Below are 24,301 nucleotides of genomic sequence, written 5' to 3'. Positions count from 1 at the left end.
TTATTGAACCTTTTTATAGATCGGTACGAGTTGTTCGTAGGTATTTCGAATCAATTTTACTAAATCGTCGTGCGACATCGTAATGACTTGATCAGCAGAGACATGGCGACCGACTAAAAATTCAGCTTTTTTAACATCACGGAACCGGATCAATCCACGTTCAAGACTTGATTGTTCAATGGGTGCTGCTTCTTTCTTCATATGATCATAAGAAATGACGAAGTCAGATGGTAGCGCATGTAACAGTTCTTGTTGATGCAACAGCTTTGCCGCGTACTGCGGTTTATTCGGGAGTTCGTAAATATAGGCAAGCCAGATGAACAGATGGTCGTCAAACAAGCCGACTTGAAAATGGGGATGCTTTTTGTAGCCGCGCTTATTCGGCGAAAAGGCCATCCAAGTGTCGTTCGGTGGATTTACTTTACGACGTGCATGTTGTGCAATGTGGACGTACATATCCTCTTCTGCATGAACAGTTAAATCCGGAGATACTTCGAGTCCGATTTGAGAAAATACCGGTTGAATCCGTTTGCGAATGGCTTCCATCCGTTTTTCCAGTCCATCAATTTGAAACGTATCGAATGCTTCTTGTGTAAATTGTGTATTCATTGATTCATCACCTCAATCACTAGTGTAACAAATCAAAGCGTTAAAAATAGACCTCAGTGCTCAAATGAATGATAATTAAATTGTGTTTTCCATATATATACAAAAGTGTTTTGGGAAGGGGAAGTCAACGTGCGTCGTTTTCAACAATATCTCCTTCGGAGCTGGATTGTATTTTTCGTTGTCGTCATTGTAATCGATTTACTGGCGAAATCAAAAGATTACATGATTAGCATCGAGTTCTTTACCTTTGCGCTTGTAGTAGCGCTCGCCACGATTTTTGTGATTGATCCAGTTCGGAGACGGCATATGAGTTTTACATTCCATTTTGGATTTGTTCTTTTTACTTTTTTAACGTATGGATTACTTTCTGCTGTGTGTGTCGGACAAGTAACGATGTTGATTTACCAGTTACGGAGTGTTCATACGGCAATTGGTCGAAGACGCATGTTACATAATTATCCGTTCAACGTGACGCTCGAATTACTATTGATTTTACCAGCGGGGCTTGCTTACAATGCGTTGGGTGGAACGCATGGTCCATCGTTCACCTTGTTTGAAAATATTGGACCGCTTCTCGTAATGGTCTTCATTCTGTGGGCGGTCTTGCTTTTCCAATATAAATTATCGAATTTTCTGTTGGGTGAAAATATTCCAAACAGTGTCATGCTTCCCTTGTTACGGTTTGAAGCAGTCGTCATTGCGGCAGAATTATTATTTGGAATCTTCAGTACGTTGATGGTCCAAAATAACGGAAACAGCGGTCTAGTCATGACAGCGTTTGCGCTCTTCATCATCAAACGTTCACTTGGAAGTTCCGTACAAGCAACCGATCGAATTGAGCACTGGGAACAAATCGAACGTCTGAAAGAAGCTGCCTGGAAAGACGGGGATGCTCAGTTCATCATCGAGCGGTATCTCCGGCAATTGAATCATTTTGTGCGTCCTGATATTGCCTGGATCAAATTTGATTACGGTGACGACCATACGGTCTACTATTCGCTGAAAGATGGACGGAAATTAAAAGCCGATCATGTTCAAGGAATTATCATCGAAGAAATCATTGAAGAAAAAGAAGAAGTGTTATTGTATGGAATGCAACAGGAGTGGGATATCCGTTTATATGATTGTGTGCCGGAAGAGACGCAGTCCATTTTGTTCATCCGACCGGAAGCGACAGAAAAAATTAACTGTTCGTTATTCTTAGCTTCGGAAGCAAGCGGTGAATTCACAAAAGATTTTGGCTATGAGCTCTACCGGGCACTTCGTGTTCTCTCATGGGCAGTCGAACGGGCACAGGAACGTGAACGCCTGCTTACAGACAGCCGGACCGACGCAATGACCAAACTGCCGAACTATCGTGCCCTGCAAGAGTGGGGGGATCGCAGGATCCGCCAACGTGATTTGTATCCTTTCTCGGCGCTGATGATTGATTTGGATCATTTTAAACAGATTAATGATACGTATGGACACGAAGTCGGGGATGTCGTCTTGTTTGAAGTCGCCAAATTATTGATGCAGGCAACACGGATCACCGATCTCGTCGCACGGTATGGAGGAGAAGAATTTGTTGTCTTACTGCCGAATACGGATCTCGAGGCGGCGCAAATCGTCGCAGAGCGTATTCGTGAAACGTTACATGCAAACCCGATTCAAGTGGAACAGGCGACGCTGCGCATTACAGCCAGTATCGGAATCGACACATTAAATGAGCTGGGTGATCTAGCAAGCCTGATCCGTAACGCGGACCGTGCGATGTATATCGGCGCGAAGTTCCAAGGGCGGGATCGTGTCGCCTCCTATAAGGAATGGAAAGAACGGGTGGTTTAAGTCGGAAGAACTGTCGAGACAATCGACGGTTCTTTTTTAGTTGGAGAGAAAGGACGTTTTGAAAACGTAAAAAAAAGCCTCATTCGAGAAGAATCGAGGCTTTCTAAATATTCCTATATTTTAAAATAAAAAATAAGTTCTCGATGATTACGCTTGTTTACTTAGACGAATTTCACTTTCGATCGCATGGATGGCTGCCGACCAAGAGCCGTAACGATGTAATAAGGCTTTTGTCGAAGGTTTGTTGTTACGTTTTGCCCATTCCCGGTAAGCTTCGAATGAGAGAGAGAAGCCGACTTCTTCAATCGCTTGACGAAGTGAAGCTGCGAGTTCTGCTTTGGAATAGGTGACACTTGCTTCTAATCCAGCAGCCGTACAGGCATCGTGCCAAGATCCGAACATCTTCACGATATGATAATGACTCGGAGCATGATGAACCGATTTACGCCAGATTTGATATTTCTTTAATGTAATCGTCGAACCGACATCTTGGGCATACCGGTGGAACGACTTTAAAATTTCGTCTTTTGTATATTTTGGAGCACGCTCCAATTCTTCCGGCTGTTGGTCAATATGCCATTCGTATCCGGCTGCAGAGAGAGCTTCCGGCCAAGAACCGAATTGACGAATAATCGTCTCCGGTTGGGGCCAACCGTGTTCGATGGCATAACGACGGTAAATCGTCCGACGGGGACGATCTTGAATCAGCTCGCCTAATGCTTGGATGGCTTGAATCATTTCAAGCTGTTCTTCTGTCCATAGTTGCTGACTCGTGAGTACACGTTGTTTCAAGAGTGAGTCCTCCTTCCTAGTCCATTCATGATAGTTTGAGGCAAAAGTCCTCTGTATAGAATATATCGGCACATTTCCATTAATTATGAGTATTTAACGTGAAATATTGTAAATAAAGTAGAAATTTATCTTCAGCTAAGTATAAATAAAAGTAATTCAAATGAAAACAGAATGTTACCAATTTTTAATGATCTACCAAAAAACAGTACATTTGTCTCATATGGAAAAAAAGACCAGACGCGCACTTGGCGGTCTGGTCTGAAGTCCTGCTTATTTACCTTCGATGTATGTCCATTTGAATGATGTATCTGCACCGACTTTGTGGTTAACGATTCCTTTAACGTAAGGTTTACGTAGGAGAGAAGCACCACGTTGATACATGACAGAGATCGCTTGATCGTCTTCAAGCAAGACTTTCTCCGCATCTTTCAGTGACTGCCAACGTTTTGCGGCATCTGTTTCTTTCATCGCCGATTTGATGAGTGAATCGTACTTGTCGCTTGAGTACTTACCACGGTTGTAAGGTCCATCCGTCATCCACATGTCGAGGAAAGTCATCGGATCCTGGTAGTCAGGTCCCCAGCCGGCGAATGAAAGCTCAAACTGACCTTTAGACTCGAGGTCCAATTTGTTTTTGAACGGTTGCTGCTTGATTGTGACTTCGAGACCCGGTAGGTTTTTCTCCCACTCGCCTTTGAGGAACTCGGAGATTTTCTTCGAGTTGTCGTCATCATACGAGAGCAGTTCAAGTTTGACTGTTTTCTTGCCGACGTCTTTCAGACCTTTCTCGAACGAAGCTTTTGCTGATGAAGCGTCGAATGAGCCGAATCCTTCGTTGCCGTCACGGAAGTCTTTTCCGTCCGGACCTTTTGCGAATTCTTTAGGTACATAGTAGTACGCAGGGATTGATCCGTTGTTCAAAAGGACTGCTGCCATCTGCTCTTTGTCGTAACCAGAATCGATTGCTTTTCGGATGTCTTTGTTTTTGAGCAATTCATTTTTGAAGTTCATTTGGATGTAGTACATCGAAGCATCAAGACGTGTGTCGAACTCATCACTGTCTTTGTATTGATCGACGAACTCACTTGTCAGACCGACTGTGTCGATGTCGCCTTTTTCATAGAGGTTGACTGAAGTCGAGACTTCTTTGACGACCTTGTAGTTCACTTCTTCGAGTTTAACCGTGTCGGCATCCCAGTACTGATCGTTTTTCTTGTAGCTCCAGCCGACTTCCGTTTTCCAGTCCGTGAGTTGGAACGGTCCGTTGTAGAGGAAGTTTTCCGGGTTTGTCGCAAAGTCTTTTCCTTTTTCTTCGACGAATTCTTGTTTAAGCGGCATGAATGAACCAAAGCCTGTCAATGCTTTGAAATACTCGGCAGGTTGTGTCAATTTGACTTCAAGTGTTTTGTCGTCAACTGCTTTGACGCCGACATCATCCGCTTTTCCTTTTCCTGTGTTATATCCTTCCGCTCCATCGATGATATACATGATGTACGCATATTGTGATCCGCTTTTCGGATCAAGAACGCGTTTCCACGCATATTCGAAGTCTTTTGCCGTGACGTCGCTGCCGTCCGACCATTTTGAATCACGTAATTTGAATGTGTATGTAAGACCATCTTCAGAGACGTCTACACTCTCCGCAACACCTGGTGTCGGCTCTTGTTTTTCGTCAAGACGGAACAGACCTTCCTGCACGTTGTTTAATACGGTGAACGAAACGGAGTCCGTTGCGACAGTCGGGCTGAGTGCCGGGATGTCTGAACCACTCGTCAGGTTGAGGACCTGTTTGTCCGACGCCTTTTTCGTGTCTTTCGAACCTGAAGTATCTTTTGAATCATCTGTAGAAGAACAAGCAGCAAGACTTGATCCGGCGATAGCTAGAGCACCAACGAGTGCAAGTGTTTTTTTCTTTTTCATAATAATAAGTTCCCTCCCAAGAATGAATATATATGATAAAAAAATGAGTACCGATTAGAATAGCGATCCGGTGTCCTATAAAAAATAAGAGGGGTCATCGCCTTTTATTTGTTGAAGGAAAGCACCGGATCAACTTGTTACCAATAATAAATACAATATTCAGAAAAATCAATAGCTTATTTTCAGATTATTTCAAAATCATTAAATTTTTGTGTGTTATCAACGTTTTTTTTGTAAAAATATTTTTTTAGGAGAGGATAATACTGGGAGGTCAACCTGATAATCAAACAAAGACACGCTGCGTTAGCGGCGTGTCTTTGTTTGATTAATCGATCGAGTCGAGGAAGGAAAGGGCTTCTGCGACGTGGTCTTTGACTTTAACGGAACGCCACTCATGCATCAATTCACCGGATTCATTGATTAAAAAAGTAGAACGAACGATTCCATAATATTCCTTACCATAATTCTTTTTCAGTTGCCACACGCCATACTGTTCACAAACGGTATGGTCAACATCGGATAATAATTCGAAGGGTAGTTCATATTTTGAAATAAAATTCTGGTGCCGTTTTTGACTGTCGGCCGAAATGCCGAGGATTACAGTATTTTTTGCTGCAAAGGCTTCTGTTGCATCCCGGAAGTCACAGGCTTCCGTCGTACAACCCGGTGTCGAGTCTTTCGGGTAAAAGTAGACGACCACTTTTTTCCCACGGAAATCACTTAGTGAAATCATCTCTCCCTGCGCATTGGGCAGTGTAAAATCAAGCGTACTCATGTGTAGTCCTCCTCAACCGAGTTCCATATTTAACTGATCGGCGTATTTTTCAAGTTTCTTCTGTAAACTTTCTTTTAAAGGATCAAGGGCAATCAAATATTTTTTATAATCCGTACCAGCCTCAGCTGTTTTCGTCAGCAGAGCCTGTTCCTCCCGATACCAGTCGGCATAATCTTTATAATAGTCGACGAGCGTCTCCGGATTGCCCTTATTCCCAAGAGCAGGACCGTAAATCATCAAGATGTTACTGTTCATCTCAAGCGCCATGTAGTCCGTTTGGGCATTGACCCGCGTGAAGACCTCATCTTGCTCGTCTTCCTTCGTATTCCCGACTGCTTCCGCTGCTTTGGCATTGACGCCGTATTCATCGGCATTAAAGGAATCAAACAACGAAGCAAGTGTCGTGAAGACTTTCGGTTCAAATGTCGTCGGAACAATGACAATCTTCCATTCGCCGTTCTGTTTCAAGAACAGTTTTGACGCCCGATTCGGGAGGGGAGAGCCGTCCTTGCCGTTAAATTCATGGATGACGTAAGCGACATCACCTTCTTGAAAACTTTTAATGACCTTCCCCGGCTGGATGTTTAAATTTTTAGCACCCAGCATGGCAGGACGCAACAATTTCTCATCGCCTGAGTATTCGATTTCAGCGAGGTCCTTCGCATCCGCTGTTCCGGATTGTCCAACGGTCTGCTGATAGGTCTTGTACACCTTCAGAACATCTTGGTCCGCCTGCTTCGATTGTTTCGTTTCCGTTGACTTCGGGGATTCAGTATCAGTAGACGGAGCAGAATCGTTTCCACATCCGACGAGGATGATACTCGTTGACGCGAGTACCGTCAATAATCGTTTCATGTTTCAATTCCTCCTATATGAACAACATCAAGCATCTATGTCTTCACCATACAGGAAATTCGCTTTTTTGAGTAGGGAATAGGTACACTAACGTAAAGGAGAGTGGTTCAAGATGAAAATTCACGTAACAGACGAGGCATTACAATACTTCAAAGAAGAGATGGAAGCAAAAGAAGGTGATACGATCCGCTTTTTCGCCAAATACGGCGGATCAACTGATCTGACACAAGGATTCTCAGTCGGAGTCCACATGGAAGCCGTTGACCGGGCGGCGGTCGAGGAAGTCGTCGACGGGATTCATTTCGTCGTTTCCGATCAGGACGACTGGCTGTTTCAAGGGCAGGACGTTGAAGTATCTGTCCAAAATGAGGAAATCGTCTTTTCCCAAGCGAAGTAAAAACAGAGGATGAAGAGGACCGAAGTGGTCTTCTTCATTTTTTTGTCTAGAATAATTGTAAGCGGCGACATGCTTCTGTACAATGGAGAATGTAAGCGATTAAAAGCAAGTATAAAAGGGGGAATAGAGATGATTCCGTACAAACACGAACCATTCACGGACTTCTCACAGGAAGCAAACAAGAAAGCGTTCGAAGAGGCGTTAACTCTTGTATCGAAAGAGCTTGGGAAAGATTATCCACTCGTCATCGGGGGAGAACGTGTGACGACAGAGGACAAAATCGTTTCTGTCAATCCGGCAAACAAAGAAGAAATCGTCGGACGCGTTTCGAAAGCGACACAAGCACACGCTGAAGATGCGATGCAGGCAGCAGTCAAAGCATTTGAGACGTGGAAATTCGTCAATCCGAGTGTTCGTGCGGACGTCTTATTCAAAGCGGCGAACATCATCCGGAAACGGAAACATGAATTCTCGGCTTATCTCGTCAAAGAAGCGGGCAAACCATGGAACGAAGCGGATGCAGATACAGCAGAAGCGATTGATTTCCTGGAGTACTATGCGCGTCAGATGCTTGTCTTGAAAGAAGGTAAAAAAGTCGAGAGCCGTCCGGGTGAATACAACCGGTACGACTACATTCCACTCGGTGTCGGTGTCATCATCTCACCATGGAACTTCCCGCTTGCCATCATGGCAGGAACAGCGGTTGCTGCGATCGTGGCAGGTAACCCCATCCTCTTGAAACCAGCATCGACGACACCGGTTGTCGCTGCGAAATTCGTTGAAGTCATGGAACAGGCAGGTCTTCCAGCTGGCGTCTTGAACTTCATTCCGGGACCAGGCGCAGAAGTCGGAGATTACCTCGTGGATCATCCGAAAACACGTTTCATCAGCTTCACGGGTTCACGTGATGTCGGACTCCGCATCAACGAACGTGCTTCGAAATTGAACGACGGTCAAATCTGGCTCAAACGTGTCATCGCGGAAATGGGCGGAAAAGACACGATGGTCATCGATGAGTCAGCAGACCTCGATTATGCAGCAGACATGATCACGAAAGCTGCATTTGGCTTCTCCGGTCAAAAATGTTCAGCATGTTCACGTGTCGTCGCACTCGATTCGGTTTACGACGAATTGCTCGCGAAAGTCGTCGAGAACACGAACAAACTCAGTATCGGGAACCCGGTCGACGTGACGAACAACGTTGGACCTGTCATCGATGCAGCAGCTTTCAAGAAAATCACATCGTACTTCGATGTCGCAAAACAAGAAGGCCGGATCGCAGCGGGTGGTACGGCGGATGATTCTACAGGATACTTCGTATCGCCGACAATCGTTGCTGACGTGCAACCAACTGACCGTCTGATGCAAGAAGAAATCTTCGGACCAGTCGTTGCCTTCACGAAAGCAAAAGACTTCAAAGAAGCGATCGATATCGCCAACAACACGGAGTACGGTTTGACAGGTGCTGTCATCACTCAAGATCGTACGAACCAAGAATACGCGCGTGCGAACTTCCACGTCGGTAACTTGTACTTCAACCGTGGTTGCACAGGCGCAATCGTTGGATACCAACCGTTTGGCGGATTCAACATGTCAGGAACGGATTCAAAAGCGGGCGGACCGGATTACTTGACTTTACACCTTCAAGCAAAAACTACTTCTGAAATGTTCTAAAATGATGTTTAATAGATGAAACGGGTATGCAACCTGCATACCCGTTTTCTTTTTACACCATAGAAAAGGGGGAGCAAGGATGAATGGAATGTGGTTTGCGATTTTGTTGTATCTCGGCCTGATGGTCGCGCTTGGTATCATCGCGTATTATCGGACGAAAAACATGAATGATTATATGCTGGGAGGTCGTACGATTGGTCCCGTCGTCACTGCGCTCTCGGCCGGAGCAAGTGATATGAGTGGTTGGTTGTTGATGGGATTGCCGGGCGCGATGTTTGCAACTGGTCTGTCCAGTGGGTGGATTGTCATTGGTTTACTGGCTGGTGCTTATGCCAACTGGCTGCTCGTCGCACCGCGTTTACGTGCATATACGGCGCACGCGGGAGATGCAATCACGATTCCGGATTATTTTGAAAAACGGTTCCATGACAAAAGTGGAGTCCTGCGTACAGTTTCAGCTGGAGTTATCTTAATATTCTTTATAATGTACGCATCAAGCGGTTTTGTCGCCGGGGGTCGTTTGTTTGAATCGGTCTTCGGGCTCGAGTATACAACCGGCTTATGGATTTTGGCAGGTGTCGTCATTGCTTATGTCTTTCTCGGAGGATTCCTCGCAGTCAGTTGGACGGATGTCGTTCAAGGGATGATCATGGTCATCGCGTTACTGATTGTTCCTGGCGTTACCTTAGCGCTTAGCGGTGGTATCAATGAGACGCTTGAGACAATCCGTTCAACGGACGGTTCGAAACTCGAACTGTTCAAAGGAACGACTGTGATTGGAATCGTATCCCTGCTCGCTTGGGGTCTTGGTTACTTTGGTCAACCGCACATCATCGTCCGTTTTATGGCGATTCGAAATCTGCATGAGATGAAAGCGGCTCGCCGGGTCGGGATGATTTGGATGACGTTCTCGATTGTCGGCGCAATGGTAACAGGATTATTCGGATACGCTTATTTCACGCAACAAGGCGGAACGCTTGAAAATCCAGAGAACGTCTTCATTCAACTGTCACGTGATTTATTCCCAGGGTTCATCACGGGATTATTACTAGCAGCATTGCTCGCTGCTATCATGTCGACGATTTCGACGCAACTGCTCGTCTCGTCAAGTGCGGCAACGAATGATTTTTACCAACGTTTCTTTAAACGACACGCATCGGATAAAGAGTTGATGGTCATGGGTCGAATCATGGTACTCGTTGTGGCGCTTCTCGCGATCCTTTTGTCATTCGGAGCGCAGAAATCGATTTTGACACTTGTCGGATACGCATGGGCCGGATTTGGAGCGGCCTTTGGACCGGTCGTGTTATTCAGTCTGTTATGGCGCCGGATGAACAAAACTGGAGCACTTGCTTCGATGATTACAGGATCGGTAGTTGTCATCGGTTGGATCTTGATGGTCCAAAACGTCAGTGGTCTGCCATCGTACATCGCTGATCTGTATGAAATGATTCCAGCGTTTCTGGCCTCCACGATTGCGCTTGTCGCAGGGAGTTTGTTGACGAAGGCTCCGAGTCAAGCAATCTATGATGAATTTGATGAAGTGCGGTCTCAACTCAAAGGAGCGGAGCAACAACGCAAAGTCGTTTAATAGCCTCTCGGAAATGTCCGGTGCCTGGTGTACCGGGCATTTTTTTCTTCTATAGAAGAAACTAACTGACTGAACATATCTTTACATAAAACATATATGTTGCCCAAGTGCAAAAAAAGCGTATACTAACAACTAAAGAGAGGTGAGGCAAATGATGAGTCAACCTGTCGTTCCAGTGGAACGGTTGAAAAAAAGACAGTATATTGGACCGGCTTTCGTCGCAGCCGTTGCTTATCTCGATCCGGGGAATTTCGCGACGAACATGACAGCAGGGGCGCAATACGGCTTTTTGCTGTTGTGGGTGATTGTCGGGGCCAACTTAATGGCAGTGATGATTCAGACGCTGTCAGCGAAACTGGGGCTGATCAGCAATATGAGTCTTGCCGAAGTGATTCGGGATGAATTGTCACCGGTCATGCGCGTCTTTTACTGGGCACAGGCCGAACTCGTCGCGATGGCGACAGACTTGGCGGAGTTTGTCGGTGCCGCACTCGGCTTTAATTTGTTATTCGGAATCGATTTGAAAATCGCAGCGTTGCTGACGGCACTCGCCTCGTTCATCATCCTTGGGTTTGAACGGAAAGGGTTACGGCATTTTGAAGCCGTTATCGGGGCATTGGTGCTCGTCATCGCACTCGCGTTTGCGATCCAAGTCATCGAAGTCAAACCGGTTCTGCGGGATGTCGCCGGCGGACTGATTCCCGGATTTTCCGGGACAACGAGCATTGTTCTTGCAGCAGGGATGTTAGGGGCGACCGTCATGCCGCACGCGATTTATCTTCATTCCGATTTAACGAAACGACGGATGGGAACGATTGCTGATAAAAAAGGTTTGTTGCAGATTCAGAAACTGGATATTTGGGCGGCAATGTTGATTGCGGGGGCGGTCAACGGAGCCATGCTCGTCATTGCGGCAACCGTTTTTTACGGTACGAGCCAACAGGCCGAGACACTCGAAAGTATTTTTCATGGACTTGGAACGTCACTCGGGGGGGCAGCACCTTATCTGTTCGGCGGAGCCCTGTTGATTTCCGGACTTGCCTCGTCAAGTGTCGGGACGATGTCTGGTGATGCGATCATGCGCGGTTTCTTGAAGATGGAGATTCCGATCTTCCTCAGACGCAGTATCACGATGTTACCGGCCATTATCCTGCTGTTATCCGGATTTGATCCGACACGTGCCTTAATCTGGAGTCAAGTCGCGTTATCGTTTGGTATTCCGTTTGCGTTGATTCCGTTGATTCGTGCGACATCAAGTGAACGGATCATGGGGAACTATAAAAATCGGGCGCTGACAAAAGGTGTTGCCTGGACAATCGTCAGTATCGTCATCGTCTTTAATCTTTACTTGCTGAGCGACCTTTTATTTTGAATAATCAGATTTCTTGTTTTGCTTGTCGACAGCTTGGGTAATTCATAACTAGAAGCTTTCTGCCCGGAAGCTTTGCTACCCCTATAAGGACGATGGTGCGGACCTCCCCCCGATGCACCATCGTCTTTTTTGTCTGGACAAAAAGTGCTATGATTAGAAATAGTGTAAAATATATTGAAAAAGTTCCGGAGGTGGAATCAGATGGCAAAGATTAATGAAGAACAAGTCCGCCATGTGGCGCATTTAGCACGTCTCGCCGTAACAGATGAAGAGGTTCAACAATTTACCGTTCAACTCGAGAAGATTCTTGGGTTTGCTGAACAATTAAATGAGCTCGATACGACAGGAGTCGAACCGACGACACACGTCCTCGATCTTAAAAACGTCTTGCGTAAAGATGAAGTACGTCCGTCGCTTCCGCGCACGGAAGTAGAACGACTCTCACCTGATTGGGAAGACGGACAAGTCCGCGTCCCGGCAGTATTCGAATAAGGAGGAGACCACCGATATGTCACTTTTTGAACATGGTGTAAAGAACTTACACACACTCGTTAAAGATGGGGAAGTCAAAGTATCCGAACTTGTCCAGGAATCGTTTGACCGGATTGACCGCGTTGACGAAAAAATCGGAGCCTTTCTGTCTCTGAATGAAGAGGCTTTCGAACAAGCAAAACGAATGGACGAACTTGCAAAACATGAGGCAAATCCATTATTCGGTTTACCGATTGGTGTTAAAGACAATATCGTCACGAAAGGAATGACGACGACATGTGGTTCGAAGTTCCTTGAAAACTTTGTACCGGCACATGATGCGACGGTCGTCGAACGGTTGCATGAAGCAGGCGCCGTTACAATCGGGAAGTTGAACATGGATGAGTTTGCGATGGGATCATCCAACGAAAACTCGGCCTATAAACCGGTTCGCAACCCGTGGAACACGAAACACGTGCCAGGCGGCTCGTCAGGCGGCTCAGCGGCAGCTGTCGCAGCCGGAGAAGTCTTGTTCAGCCTTGGTTCTGATACGGGTGGTTCGATCCGTCAGCCGGCTGCTTACTGTGGTGTCGTCGGTTTAAAACCGACATACGGTCTTGTTTCGCGTTACGGTCTCGTTGCCTTCGCCTCATCACTTGACCAAATTGGTCCATTGACACGGACGGTCGAAGACAATGCCTACTTGTTGAGCGCAATTGCCGGACATTGTGACATGGATTCGACGTCAGCCAACGTCAATCCGACTGATTACACACAAGCGTTAACAGGTGATATCAAAGGCTTGAAGATTGCCGTTCCGAAAGAATACTTCGGTGAAGGAATCAGTGAAGGCGTCAAGGACAACATCCGGACGGCAATCAAGAAACTTGAGTCGCTTGGTGCGACGGTTGATGAAGTCTCACTTCCGAACTCGAAATATGCACTTGCGACGTATTATTTGCTCGCTTCTTCAGAAGCGTCATCGAACTTGGCACGTTTCGACGGAATCCGTTATGGTGTCCGCGCGGAAGCTGATGCACTCGAAGACGTCTTCAAGTATTCACGGGCCCAAGGTTTCGGTGACGAAGTCAAACGCCGGATCATGCTCGGCACATATGCTCTCAGCTCAGGTTACTATGATGCGTACTATAAAAAAGCACAACAAGCCCGGACGTTGATCAAACAAGATTTTGACCAAGTCCTTGCAAAATACGATGTCATTATCGGACCAACCGCTCCGACACCAGCCTTCGAACTCGGGGCACAGAACGACGATCCGGTCACGATGTATGCCAACGATATCCTGACGATTCCGATCAACTTGGCAGGGGTACCGGCGATTTCGGTTCCAGCTGGTCTCGTCGACGGATTACCGGTCGGTTTGCAAATCATCGGAAAACACTTTGACGAGGCGACGATTTATCGTGCGGCGCATGCATTTGAGCTTGCGACCGGTGGATTCGCGCTTCCGAAGTTATAAAGGAGAATGCCTTATGAACTTTGAAACAGTCATCGGTATTGAGGTCCATGCCGAATTAAATACGAATACGAAGATGTTTTGCGGGTGTGCCCGGGAATACGGGGCAGAAACGAACACGAAGACATGCCCGATCTGTCTCGGACATCCCGGCGTTCTGCCGAAAATCAATGAAAAAGCGGTCGAACTCGCCGTTCGTGCCGCCATGGCGTTGAACTGTCACGTTGCCGATCAAACGAAATTCGACCGGAAAAACTATTTTTATCCGGATACGCCAAAAGCCTATCAAATTTCGCAGTTTGATCAGCCAATCGGTTTTGACGGCTACATCGATGCTGAAGTGGACGGCGAAACAAAACGTTTCCGGATCGAACGCGTCCACCTCGAAGAAGATGCCGGGAAGATGAACCACACCGGTGCCAACCATTCGGTCGTCGACTTCAACCGGACCGGCGCACCGTTGATCGAGATCGTCAGTGAAGCAGACATGCGCTCACCAAAAGAAGCGGTCGCGTATCTCGAACGTCTCAAAGAAGTGTTGCAGTATGCCGGCGTCTCGGACGTTAAGATGGAAGAGGGATCGTTACGGTGCGACTGTAACATCTCCGTCCGTCCCTACGGACAAGAGAAATTCGGAACAAAAACCGAGCTGAAGAACTTAAACTCGTTCGGAAACGTCTTAAAAGGTCTTGAGTTTGAAGAAGACCGCCACCGTAAGCTGTTGTTATCCGGCGGTGTCATGCGCCAGGAGACACTTCGTTTTGACGAAGCGAAAAAACAAACGGTCTTGATGCGGGTCAAAGAAGGCGCGTCTGATTACCGCTATTTCCCGGAACCGGATCTCGTTAAGTTGGTCCTTGATCACGACTGGAAAGAAGCGATTCGTGCCGGTATCCCGGAATTACCGGATGCCCGCCGTATCCGGTATCAGGAAGCGCTTGGTCTATCGGCGTATGACGCGAAACAACTGACGGTCACACGTGAGATGGCGGAATACTTCGAAGCGACGATTGCAGCGGGGGCGGAACCAAAAGCAGCAGCCAACTGGACGGTTGGTGAAGTCCAAGGTCACTTGAACAAATCGACGGAAACGTTTGACACGATCAAGTTGACACCAATCCGTCTTGCGGAAATGATCGAATTGATCGCCGGCGGCACGATTTCATCAAAAATCGCGAAACAAGTCTTCACGGCAGTCATCGAACAAGGCGTCGAGCCACGTGCTTACGTCGAAGAACAAGGGCTGGCTCAAATTTCGGATGAAGGACTGCTTCGCGGACTTGTCGTCGAGATGTTTGAAGCGAATCCGGCTGTCGTCGAAGAACTCGTCAACGGACGCGACCGGAAAAAAGGCTTCGTCATCGGTCAAATCATGAAAAAAACAAAAGGAATGGCGAATCCGGCATTACTGGATCAACTGTTCTACGAAGAACTCGAAAAATTAAAATAAGCTCTGTTGAAGCACTGGTGTCCTTCCTTGAATCAAGAGGAAGATACCGGTGCTTCTTTTTTTGCCTTTGTAATGTGCCGGGACTTCATGTAAAATAAAACAGTTATGTATCAAATGGATCGGTTGAGTAAAAAAGGAGAAAATCTTATGAGACCTAGAGCGCGAGTGATTTATAACCCGACTTCCGGGAAAGAGATGGTAAAGCGAAATCTGCCGTATATCTTGGACCGGCTGGAAGCAGCGGGTTATGAGACTTCCGTCTATTCGACGAAAGCGGTCGGTGACGCGACATATGAAGCAGCACGGGCCTGTGAAGCCGAATTTGACCTTGTCGTTGCTGCAGGTGGAGATGGAACGTTAAACGAGGTAATCAGCGGGATGGCATCGTATCCGGTTCGTCCCAAACTGGGCGTCTTACCGGTCGGAACGACTAACGATTTTGGTCGGGCGATGCGGATTCCTTTGACGATCGAAGGGGCAATGGATGTCATCTGTACGGGATATACGATGCCCGTCGACATCGGTAAGATTGAAGGGACGACAGGTACCCACTATTTTATCAACATCGCAGGTGGCGGCATCATGACAGAATTGTCCTATGAAGTTCCGTCTAAACTCAAGACTGCGCTTGGACAGTTGGCGTATTACGTCAAAGGAATGGAAAAACTTCCGCAAATCCGTCCGACGTATGTAGAACTTGAGCATGAACGGGGAATCTTTAAAGGAGAAGTCATGCTGTTCTTGACCTCAAATACGAACTCGGTAGGCGGTTTTGAGAAACTTTCGCCGAATGCTTCCCTCAATGATGGACGTTTTGATTTATTCATTTTGAAAAAGTGTAATCTCGTCGAGTTAATCCGTGTCATGCGGTTGGCGTTAAAAGGGGATCACTTTTCGGACCCTTGCATTGAACACGTGACGACGTCTTTCGTCCGGATGCGAAATACATCCGAGATGAGCTTGAACATCGATGGTGAATTTGGCGGGATTTGTGAAGGGGAGATGACGAATCTTCAATCGCATTTTGACGTCATGACGCCGAAGTTCCGGATTGATGAGATGGAAACGATCAATTTACAGCTACAAGCAGAAGAACAGGAAACAAATCTTGCATAAGGTGCGGGATTTTCTAGGAGGAAAATAACATGATTCCAGTACAAAAAAATGACGAGCATGTCGTCGAGATTGTTGATTTGACACACGACGGTTCAGGAGTCGCGCGGATTGACGGCTACACGGTCTTTATTCCCGGTGCATTACCGACGGAACAAGTCAAAGTAAAAATCACGAAAACAACGAAATCATACGGTTTCGGACGAATCATTCGTCAAAAAACGAAGAGTGTCGATCGTGTTGAACCACCTTGCCCGGTCTACAACCAGTGTGGCGGATGCCAACTGCAGCATCTCTCTTATGAAGCGGAACTAAAATTCAAACATAACCGTGTCCGTGACGCCTTCGCCCGTCTAGCTGGTCTTGAGATTCCGGTCCACGAAACGATGGGTATGGAAGATCCATGGGGATACCGCAACAAGGCACAAGTTCCGGTCGCGTTCCAATCAAACAAATTAATGGCTGGTTTTTATCAAAAACGCAGTCACCGGATCATCGATATGGATTACTGTCTGATCCAAAACAAAGAAAATGATGAAGCGATTCAAGCGGTTCGCAAAGTATTGGCTGACCTGAAAGTTCCGGCGTATGACGAAAAGAAAAACAGCGGTGTCATCCGTCACATCATGGCGCGTCACGGTTATCATACAAACGAATTGATGATCGTCCTCGTGACGAAAGTCAAACAATTGCGTGGTGTCGATAAAATCGTCGAAGGCATCTTAAAAGCCGTCCCGAACGTCACATCGATCCAGCACAACATCAACCCGGATGAGACGAACGTCATCTTAGGAAAACGAAACATCGTCTTACACGGACCAGCTGTCATCCGCGACCAAATCGCCGGATTGACGTATGAAATTTCACCACACTCGTTCTTCCAGGTTAATCCGTTACAGACGGAAAAACTGTACGGAAAAGCACTCGAGTACGCACAATTGACAGGCAATGAAATCGTCGTTGATGCCTACTGCGGAATCGGTTCGATTTCGTTATCACTGGCCCAACAGGCGAAACACGTTTACGGCATCGAGATGGTCCCACAAGCGATTGACGATGCACGCCGAAATGCGAAAGCGAACGGCATCGACAACGTGTCGTTTGAATACGGAACAGCAGAAACGGTCATGCCGGCGCTCGTTAAAGGCGGCATCAAGCCGGACGTGATCGTCGTCGACCCGCCACGTAAAGGGTGTGACGAAGAATTCCTTCGTGCTGCGGCTGAAGTCGCGCCACAACGGATCGTTTACGTCTCTTGTAATGCATCCACACAAGCGCGTGACGCGAAGTTGCTTGCTGAACTTGGTTACAAGCTGATGGAAGTGACACCTGTCGATATGTTCCCGCATACGACACACGTCGAAAGTGTTGCACTCTTCGTACGTGAAACGAATGAGGCATAAGAATAGATTGTAACATGACAAAAGACGCTGCGACTCTCGAAACATCATCGAGAGTCGCAGCGTCTTTTTTTCATGCCGGCTTGTGCAAGTGAGTATTATTCTTCACTCTGTTCCAACACATCATTTTTTTCGGAAGGCGGACCAAACAGTTGCACCGCAACACGTTCACTGGCGGTTCCATCATCTAAACTACAGAACTGATCCAGGAAACGATCGTATTTTTCATCATATAGAGCCGATTTCACATCAATTTGTTCGATGTAATCAATCACTTGATTCGTTTCTTTTAAAAGTGGACCAGGAACAACCTGCTCAAAGTCAAAGTAGAAACCACGTAATGTCGAGGCATATTTTTCCAAATCATAAGTGAAGAAGATCATTGGACGCTTCAAGTGAGCGTAATCAAAGAAGACGGAAGAATAATCGGTAATCAACACATCGCTGATTAAATAAAGTTCAGCAATGTCCCCGTACGACGAAACATCGTAAGCAAATCCGGCAAAATTCTGAATGTCCATGTTTTGGGCGATGAGATAATGCATCCGAAGAAGGACGACATACTCGTCACCGAGTCGTTCTTGCATCTGTTTTAGATCCAGTTGAAGATCAAAACGATACTGTCCACGGGCGATGAATTCGTCATCGCGCCAAGTCGGAGCATAGAGCACGACTTTTTTATCGAGCGGTAGATCCAGTTTTGTTTTGATTTCACTGATTAAGCCGTCTTGATTATCTGTGTACAGTAAATCATTTCGGGGATAACCGGTTTCAAGTAATTCGTTTTGGAAACCGAAGGCGCTGGCAAAGATATCGCTCGAATAAGGATTTGGCGAAATCAGATAGTTCCACTCCTGCGCTTGATTGTAGAAATTCCGTTTGTATCGGATGGCATTGGTTCCTGCCATATGGACTTCTTCCATATCGAGACCCAGTCGTTTTAATGGTGTACCATGCCAAGTTTGAAGATAAATCGTTTCTTCGCGTTTGCTCAAACTGACGGGCTGTCGTGTATTGAAGATCCAATATTTCGCACGTGCCATAGCTTGATAATAAGCCAAACTGTTTTTTAACACCCAGTTCGGACAGGCTTCTTTTACATCTTCTGTCGGTTCTTGAGCAAAAATCCAGACAAGATCCAGATGCGGATAATTTTTTTGCATATAGAGATACAAGGCTTTTGGATTATCTGAATAACTGCGTCCTAAGAAACTTTCGAATAACACGAGATTTTCTTTCACCGGTAGTTTTTGGAAAGCACGATAGAGCATCAGACCGTTCTTAATTTTTTTACGCTTGACCGAGCTGACGAAACGTTTTGCTTGAACACCTCTAATGTACAGTTGGAACAAGGTGAATGATCCGGTTGACCACGCCTTTAAATATTTACTCTTCGCTTTCGTTTGCTTCAGGTCACGGGCGACATAATTAAAAATGATTTTTTGTTGTTGCAGATCACCTTTTTCTAACAAACTGCGTCCGCGTTTCGAGATAAAGCGTTTGTACCACGTATTTAGAAACGATTGTACAGAATCATCTGTCGTATCCGCTGAAAGAATACCAAATATACGTGAGCTGTCTGCCAGTGTTTGCACATCCCGTAATTGATACAAGGACTGTCCTTCGAGAGGAGTACTTCGCGAATTTCTGCCGTACACCACGTAATTAACAGAAGTGAAATTCGTTAATTGCGAAATGACGGTATGGGCGATGACCGTGTCTGAAAACCAAGTAGTCTGGAAAAGAGAAAGATCCAACAATAACGATTTTTTAATCATCCATCCATGGATGCTCGTTAAGTGGTTGGCGTTAAATTTTGAGCGTGTATAGAAAAAGTAGCGGTCGTCTTCAATCGGCATAAACCATTTCTGTTTATTGTAGACCGGAGACACTTTTCCGATGATGACTTCACCATTTGTTTTTTCAGCCGCCTTTAAGAAGGTGTACAGGGCACGGGGAGACAATACATCGTCGCTGTCTAAAAAGATGATATATTCTCCTGTTGCCTGAAGTAAGCCGGTATGACGTGCGCTATGCACACCTTGATGGGCTTGCTCGACGACTTTAATTTGCGGGAAATTGGCTTGAAGGTCTTGACTGTAATTACTTGCGCCGTCAAACACGACGATGATTTCGACAGGTGATTCAACCGATTGTTCGATGACGGATTGAATCGCGGCATTCACTTGTGATTCGGTTTGATAAACTGGAATGATGACACTAATGGAATTCATGAAAATGCTCCTTTTTTTAAAGACTATTCTTAAAAAGTACCATAAATAACCGAGTATGTGCAGAAATCACTTAAAAACGATGACTCTGTCTGTAGTGTGTAGGTGTTTCTCCTGTCGTTTGTTTAAAAGCCTGGCTAAAATGGCTTTGACTTGAAAAGTGCAGCTTATTTGAAATCGTCAATAAAGAATCATCGGTGGAGCGCAATAATCGTTTTGCTTCGCGAATGCGTTCCCGAATGACATATCGAGCGAGCGGCAATCCGGTTTCCTCTTTAAACAGAACGGACAGATAGTTTGAGGAAACATGGATGGCTTGACTGATTGAAGATACCGAAAGCGCTTCATACAGATGTTGTTGAATATAACGAATCGCAGCTAGAACATGCGGCGAATGCCGCAGTTCCTGCACTTCTTTAACAGCTTCTGCAAAGCTGACTGTAATCTTCACATGACGGTTCCGCAGTTCTGAAATGCTGGTCGCGGCTTCGATCGACTCAATCATCCGGTCGCTGAGCATAAAGGCTTCATCGGGTTCGAGACCGCCTCTAATCGCGGCACGAGCACTTAACAAGACTGTACCGAGCAACAGATTTTTTTCGGCACGCAACGGTTGATGGCGCGCCAAGGATCCAAATTCTCCGTAGGCCGGGAGAGAATAAGTTGTTGCCAGACGTTCGCTTTGTCCGGAAGAAATCCATTCGATAATCTGTTGTTCCCGTTCCCAAGCCTTCATGTAGGCGGTCGCAGCGGTATGCGGCGGAACGTCAGCAACGATTTGAACTTCCGGATGCTGACTTTCAGATTCGGTCTGAATATCTTGTGCAGCCAGTTGTTCCCCCGTTAATAACCGGTAAAGGAAATGCGCACAATGCATCAATCGATTTTCTGTCGTCCGTGTTAAGACTTTATAGAAATCATGAAAGGTTTTGTCCTGAATGTGTGCACGAAACAGGGCCGATTGTAACAAAACAGGACCGATTCGGTACTGTCCTTGATTCAGAACCGGCATGAATAAGTAGGCTGTGCCATCGTTTAGTGTGTACAACAATGGTTTGGTTTTGACGTCAGGCCATGTCTGTTCGATTGTCAGCTGACTCGGATGAACGGGTGGGGCAGGGCGAATGTCCAATGATTCGCCGGTCGATGACTGATACGATACGAAAAATCCGGTCGTCCCGTACAAATTTTCTGCAATTTGAATTAAATCTTCTTCTCGTAAGGATGTCACGAAAATTCCTCCTTCCTCACCAATCGTGTTGTATACAGTTTACGTCGTGAGTACTGGGTTGTATAGCCGGAATCGCTGTCCGTCACATGCTGCAGAACAGCAGGAAACGAAAAAAGACATCTACACCTTATGATAACGAAGGTGGTTGATGTCTTTTCGTGTTAAACGATTAACGGATCGTAGAATCTTCTCCAGAAAGAGCGTCTGATTCTTCCGGTAAATGTTCCTCGGCGGAATCAGAGATCATGAGTTCTTCTTCATTCAAAGAAGAGACCGCTGCTTCGTCGTAAGAACTATTTTCTTCAGTCTGTTCGAACATTTCTGCGGGGGTATCTTCTTCCTCATCCATCGCGTCGTCTACTTGGAAGCCGAATGTTAAGGCGTGCAGTTCAGTTGCGATTTGTGCGAGGTGCGCAGCAGCTGTCGTGACAGCTTCAATCGTCGCATTCGTTTCTTGAATACTTGCAGCACTCGTCTCGATCCCGGCTGCATTTTCTTCCGTCAAGGCAAGGATGGTTCCCATAGCATCGGAAACATCTTCTGTTGCCGTCGTCAAGGCGCTGATATCTCCCGTCAATGATTCTGTCCGTTTCGAGACGTGCTGGACGGATCCGGCAATTTGTTCAAAATCCGTCCCAGTCGTTTTGACCGATTCAAGAGAAACTTTTAAGTCACTCATGACGCCATTCATCGCGCCCATCGCTGTCTGGGTTTCTTGTTGAATGTTACCGAGTAATTGCTTGATTTGTTTAGCCGATTGGTCACTCTCTTCCGCGAGTTTTCGGACTTCGCTGGCGACGACGGCAAAACCGCGGCCTTGTTCACCGACACGGGCTGCTTCGATGGCAGCATTGAGGGCAAGCAGATTCGTTTGACTCGAAATGGCCTGTAAGGTTCCGAGAATCTTACCAATCTCATCGGAACGTTTTCCAAGGAAATCGGATGTGTTTTGAATTTCCTGCTCCAACGAGTCAGAGTGTTGCAGCAGTTCGGTAATCGTTTGTTTGGTCAATGCACTGCCGCGTGTTGCCGCTTGTGCGACAGAGGCGACTTCTGTCAAAGTTTCTGTAGCTGCTGTTTGCATGGCGATGGATCGTTCCTTGACCCCATAAACAGCATGCGAAGAGCGTTCCGCTTGTTTCGTCTGTGTCTCGCCGGCTGCAGCGATTTCTTCCATCGTCTGTCCAATCTGAACCGATGCATTTTGGACGTGTGTCGCATTAGAAGATAAATCTTGTGAAGCATCTCTTACGGTACCGGCAGAATCAGTCATGGCGACGATTGTCTGCCGGATTTTTTGCCGCATCGCATCAAAGTTCTCACCCAAATCGGACAATTCATCCCGAATCCAACGTTTTGAACGAGGTGTTGATCGTAAATCACCACTTGCGATCGCTAACGCTTCATTTCGGAGTCCGGATAATGGACGGTTAATCGAACGTCCGATTAACCAAGCGATGACCGTCGCAAGAGCAATCGCAACGACGAAGTTAATCAAAGACTGCTTGAGCATGGCATCTTTTGGTGCATACAAAGAAGCATGATCCAGTACGACAGCCAATTTAAATCCGGTCTTTGAAGACAATTGCCAAATGACGACGGACTTTTTACCGCCGACATCCATGATTGTCGAACCCGATTCTTCGTTGATCATCTGTTTAGGTGCCGCAAAGTACGGTTTTCCCTTTTCGCGTAACTGGTCTACTTTTTTGAAGAAATAGTTGTTGTTTGGATGCGTAACGACTTTACCGTCTTTTGTGTAGCTGAAGACGAATCCTTTTTGACCGATTTCGATGCGTTTCATATCCTGCGATAGACGGTCAATACTTTTATAAACGGACAACACACCTTTGATATTGGCTTGATCGTCAAGTGTTGCTTTAGAAAAGCCGATGATGGACAGTTTGGTGGCTTCATCGTAATACGGTTCGCTCATGGCGACAGTACTTGAATTTTCCAAAGCTTGTTTGTACCAAATCTCTTTACGTGGATCATATCCGGAAGAGGCATCCTGCTTCGGCCAGTTTAAGTATCCGCCTTTTACATCCGCATACTGAACAAAGGAGTTCTCGATTTTAGACGAACCGTACTTTTCGAGGATGCTGTAAATGTCTTTTGCCTTTTGTGAAGGCAACTCGGTGACAGTGGATGTTTCAGGATCAGTTATGTAGTTCGGCAATTGGCCATCGGCCCGGTTAAAGGGAAGACCTGCGAGTAAGGTTGTATCTTTTTTTGTGTCATCGATGATACGGGAAAACGATTGTTCCAGTTGTTTTAAAGCAGTTTGTGATGTTGAGTCAACGAGACGTTCAACCGTCTGACTCGTCTGATTATAAGAAAACCAGGTCGAGACACCCAAAGTAAGAGCAGGTAATAAAATAAGTCCAATAAAAAGCCGACGTGTAATCGGAAGGCGCATATGTATTCTCCCATCTTTTGAAATAGTCTTTAAAATCTGTCTATTCTGATTATCGGAAGGGTAATACTAAATATGAAGGAATTGTGGGTAGATTTTCATGATTTGGGAACTGAACGTAACCAGAGTTCATGATAAAATAGAAGAGGTGTCACAGAGTGGCTAGGGAGGAACTAGAAATGAACATCGCTTTTTTCTTATTACCAAAAGACGAAGTCAAATACTTAGATCCGGAGTCGACGGTCAGACAAGCACTGGAAAAGATGAAACATCATCGTTTCACATCGGTCCCACTCGTCGACGATAAAGGAAAATACGCAGGAACCCTGACGGAAGGGGATGTCTTGTGGGCATTGGAAAAAAATCTGGAACATGCGGATTATGATCATGTGCTGCAAACCCGTTTGACCGATATCAAGCAACGCGTTCGCTATAAGCCGGTTTCGATTACGGCACAAATGGAAGAGATGATTGAAGTCATCACGGATCAGAATTTCGTACCGGTAATTGATGACGGAAAACACTTCATCGGAATTATCCGTCGGCGTGATATCATTGATTATTTTGCAAAAAAAGTCGCACGTGAAAACGTACAATACTGAAATCTAGTATCAAAAGCACTTATTTTCACGAAAAGTGAGGATAGGTGCTTTTATTGACCCGTTTTTACTTCACGAAAGAGAGGAACTGGACGATATAG

Annotated in this window: 19 protein-coding genes; 11 read left to right on the top strand and 8 right to left on the bottom strand. The window is 46.1% G+C overall.

Annotated elements, in window-relative coordinates; translation table 11 throughout:
* A complete protein-coding gene (locus tag ACHA8N_RS14105) occupies nt 1-609 on the bottom strand; it encodes a YktB family protein (RefSeq protein WP_393966080.1) in 609 nt (202 codons plus the stop codon).
* A 129-nt stretch (nt 610-738) separates the two neighbouring features.
* On the opposite strand from ACHA8N_RS14105, the gene ACHA8N_RS14100 reads away from it, so the two are divergent.
* Complete coding sequence (locus ACHA8N_RS14100) at nt 739-2,436, top strand: GGDEF domain-containing protein (protein WP_393966079.1); 1,698 nt, start codon at nt 739-741, stop codon at nt 2,434-2,436.
* Between the two features lie 147 nt (nt 2,437-2,583).
* On the opposite strand, the gene ACHA8N_RS14095 is transcribed toward ACHA8N_RS14100, so the two are convergent.
* The 4 genes from ACHA8N_RS14095 to ACHA8N_RS14080 form a co-directional block, all read right to left on the bottom strand.
* Complete coding sequence (locus tag ACHA8N_RS14095; protein WP_147510384.1) at nt 2,584-3,228, bottom strand: homing endonuclease associated repeat-containing protein; 645 nt, start codon at nt 3,226-3,228, stop codon at nt 2,584-2,586.
* 270 nt (nt 3,229-3,498) lie between these two features.
* Nucleotides 3,499-5,148 carry a peptide ABC transporter substrate-binding protein gene (locus tag ACHA8N_RS14090; RefSeq protein ID WP_147510385.1) on the bottom strand — a complete coding sequence of 550 codons (1,650 nt, stop codon included), beginning with the start codon at nt 5,146-5,148 and terminating at the stop codon, nt 3,499-3,501.
* 325 nt (nt 5,149-5,473) lie between these two features.
* Nucleotides 5,474-5,923, bottom strand: coding sequence for a thioredoxin-dependent thiol peroxidase (bcp, locus tag ACHA8N_RS14085; RefSeq protein WP_393966078.1), 450 nt, complete (start codon nt 5,921-5,923; stop codon nt 5,474-5,476).
* A gap of 12 nt (nt 5,924-5,935) precedes the next feature.
* Nucleotides 5,936-6,778 (bottom strand): hypothetical protein, encoded by an 843-nt coding sequence (locus tag ACHA8N_RS14080; RefSeq protein ID WP_393966077.1) that lies wholly within the window; start codon nt 6,776-6,778, stop codon nt 5,936-5,938.
* 112 nt (nt 6,779-6,890) lie between these two features.
* Between ACHA8N_RS14080 and ACHA8N_RS14075 the strand changes: the two genes are divergently transcribed.
* The 9 genes from ACHA8N_RS14075 to rlmD all read left to right on the top strand — a co-directional run bounded on the left by ACHA8N_RS14075 (nt 6,891) and on the right by rlmD (nt 17,726).
* Nucleotides 6,891-7,175 (top strand): HesB/YadR/YfhF family protein, encoded by a 285-nt coding sequence (locus ACHA8N_RS14075; RefSeq protein WP_147510388.1) that lies wholly within the window; start codon nt 6,891-6,893, stop codon nt 7,173-7,175.
* Nucleotides 7,176-7,304: 129 nt separating this feature from the next.
* Nucleotides 7,305-8,849, top strand: a complete 1,545-nt coding sequence (gene pruA, locus ACHA8N_RS14070; protein ID WP_147510389.1) for an L-glutamate gamma-semialdehyde dehydrogenase — start codon at nt 7,305-7,307, stop codon at nt 8,847-8,849.
* Nucleotides 8,850-8,928: 79 nt separating this feature from the next.
* Nucleotides 8,929-10,440: a sodium/proline symporter PutP gene (gene putP, locus ACHA8N_RS14065; RefSeq protein WP_393966076.1), complete on the top strand. Its 1,512-nt coding sequence runs from the start codon at nt 8,929-8,931 to the stop codon at nt 10,438-10,440.
* Between the two features lie 154 nt (nt 10,441-10,594).
* On the top strand, nt 10,595-11,812 hold the full coding sequence (locus tag ACHA8N_RS14060; protein WP_393966075.1) for an Nramp family divalent metal transporter: 1,218 nt from the start codon (nt 10,595-10,597) through the stop codon (nt 11,810-11,812).
* A gap of 201 nt (nt 11,813-12,013) precedes the next feature.
* A complete protein-coding gene (gatC, locus tag ACHA8N_RS14055) occupies nt 12,014-12,304 on the top strand; it encodes an Asp-tRNA(Asn)/Glu-tRNA(Gln) amidotransferase subunit GatC (protein WP_026827487.1) in 291 nt (96 codons plus the stop codon).
* A 16-nt stretch (nt 12,305-12,320) separates the two neighbouring features.
* The gene (gatA, locus tag ACHA8N_RS14050) at nt 12,321-13,763 is read left to right on the top strand and encodes an Asp-tRNA(Asn)/Glu-tRNA(Gln) amidotransferase subunit GatA (protein WP_147510392.1); all 1,443 of its coding nucleotides are present in this window, start codon (nt 12,321-12,323) and stop codon (nt 13,761-13,763) included.
* 13 nt (nt 13,764-13,776) lie between these two features.
* Nucleotides 13,777-15,210, top strand: coding sequence for an Asp-tRNA(Asn)/Glu-tRNA(Gln) amidotransferase subunit GatB (gatB, locus tag ACHA8N_RS14045; protein ID WP_393966074.1), 1,434 nt, complete (start codon nt 13,777-13,779; stop codon nt 15,208-15,210).
* A gap of 147 nt (nt 15,211-15,357) precedes the next feature.
* Entirely contained in the window at nt 15,358-16,326 is a 969-nt protein-coding gene (locus ACHA8N_RS14040; protein ID WP_147510393.1) for a diacylglycerol kinase, read from the top strand.
* A gap of 29 nt (nt 16,327-16,355) precedes the next feature.
* Nucleotides 16,356-17,726: a 23S rRNA (uracil(1939)-C(5))-methyltransferase RlmD gene (gene rlmD, locus ACHA8N_RS14035; RefSeq protein WP_147510394.1), complete on the top strand. Its 1,371-nt coding sequence runs from the start codon at nt 16,356-16,358 to the stop codon at nt 17,724-17,726.
* Nucleotides 17,727-17,821: 95 nt separating this feature from the next.
* Here rlmD and ACHA8N_RS14030 read toward each other — a convergent pair whose 3' ends face one another.
* The 3 genes from ACHA8N_RS14030 to ACHA8N_RS14020 form a co-directional block, all read right to left on the bottom strand.
* Nucleotides 17,822-19,957, bottom strand: coding sequence for a bifunctional glycosyltransferase/CDP-glycerol:glycerophosphate glycerophosphotransferase (locus ACHA8N_RS14030; protein ID WP_393966073.1), 2,136 nt, complete (start codon nt 19,955-19,957; stop codon nt 17,822-17,824).
* A 70-nt stretch (nt 19,958-20,027) separates the two neighbouring features.
* The gene (locus ACHA8N_RS14025; protein ID WP_393966072.1) at nt 20,028-21,185 is read right to left on the bottom strand and encodes a helix-turn-helix domain-containing protein; all 1,158 of its coding nucleotides are present in this window, start codon (nt 21,183-21,185) and stop codon (nt 20,028-20,030) included.
* Between the two features lie 169 nt (nt 21,186-21,354).
* On the bottom strand, nt 21,355-23,604 hold the full coding sequence (locus ACHA8N_RS14020) for a methyl-accepting chemotaxis protein (protein WP_393966071.1): 2,250 nt from the start codon (nt 23,602-23,604) through the stop codon (nt 21,355-21,357).
* A 176-nt stretch (nt 23,605-23,780) separates the two neighbouring features.
* Between ACHA8N_RS14020 and ACHA8N_RS14015 the strand changes: the two genes are divergently transcribed.
* The gene (locus ACHA8N_RS14015; protein WP_012371366.1) at nt 23,781-24,203 is read left to right on the top strand and encodes a CBS domain-containing protein; all 423 of its coding nucleotides are present in this window, start codon (nt 23,781-23,783) and stop codon (nt 24,201-24,203) included.
* Nucleotides 24,204-24,301 lie beyond the last annotated feature (98 nt).

Origin of the sequence: Exiguobacterium sp. S22-S28 (genome assembly GCF_043359615.1) — a bacterium.
GTDB lineage: Bacteria > Bacillota > Bacilli > Exiguobacteriales > Exiguobacteriaceae > Exiguobacterium_A.
Note: the sequence above shows the minus strand (reverse complement) of the source record. Positions and strands in the feature narration are given on the sequence as shown.

Bases quoted from the DNA above. Each gene is read 5' to 3' on its own strand.
- ACHA8N_RS14105 (WP_393966080.1), bottom strand. From the start codon at position 609: ATGAATACACAATTTACACAAGAAGCATTCGATACGTTTCAAATTGAT.
- ACHA8N_RS14090 (WP_147510385.1), bottom strand. From the start codon at position 5,148: ATGAAAAAGAAAAAAACACTTGCACTCGTTGGTGCTCTAGCTATCGCC.
- bcp (WP_393966078.1), bottom strand. From the start codon at position 5,923: ATGAGTACGCTTGATTTTACACTGCCCAATGCGCAGGGAGAGATGATT.
- ACHA8N_RS14080 (WP_393966077.1), bottom strand. From the start codon at position 6,778: ATGAAACGATTATTGACGGTACTCGCGTCAACGAGTATCATCCTCGTC.
- ACHA8N_RS14075 (WP_147510388.1), top strand. From the start codon at position 6,891: ATGAAAATTCACGTAACAGACGAGGCATTACAATACTTCAAAGAAGAG.
- pruA (WP_147510389.1), top strand. From the start codon at position 7,305: ATGATTCCGTACAAACACGAACCATTCACGGACTTCTCACAGGAAGCA.
- putP (WP_393966076.1), top strand. From the start codon at position 8,929: ATGAATGGAATGTGGTTTGCGATTTTGTTGTATCTCGGCCTGATGGTC.
- ACHA8N_RS14060 (WP_393966075.1), top strand. From the start codon at position 10,595: ATGAGTCAACCTGTCGTTCCAGTGGAACGGTTGAAAAAAAGACAGTAT.
- gatC (WP_026827487.1), top strand. From the start codon at position 12,014: ATGGCAAAGATTAATGAAGAACAAGTCCGCCATGTGGCGCATTTAGCA.
- gatA (WP_147510392.1), top strand. From the start codon at position 12,321: ATGTCACTTTTTGAACATGGTGTAAAGAACTTACACACACTCGTTAAA.
- gatB (WP_393966074.1), top strand. From the start codon at position 13,777: ATGAACTTTGAAACAGTCATCGGTATTGAGGTCCATGCCGAATTAAAT.
- ACHA8N_RS14040 (WP_147510393.1), top strand. From the start codon at position 15,358: ATGAGACCTAGAGCGCGAGTGATTTATAACCCGACTTCCGGGAAAGAG.
- rlmD (WP_147510394.1), top strand. From the start codon at position 16,356: ATGATTCCAGTACAAAAAAATGACGAGCATGTCGTCGAGATTGTTGAT.
- ACHA8N_RS14030 (WP_393966073.1), bottom strand. From the start codon at position 19,957: ATGAATTCCATTAGTGTCATCATTCCAGTTTATCAAACCGAATCACAA.
- ACHA8N_RS14020 (WP_393966071.1), bottom strand. From the start codon at position 23,604: ATGCGCCTTCCGATTACACGTCGGCTTTTTATTGGACTTATTTTATTA.
- ACHA8N_RS14015 (WP_012371366.1), top strand. From the start codon at position 23,781: ATGAACATCGCTTTTTTCTTATTACCAAAAGACGAAGTCAAATACTTA.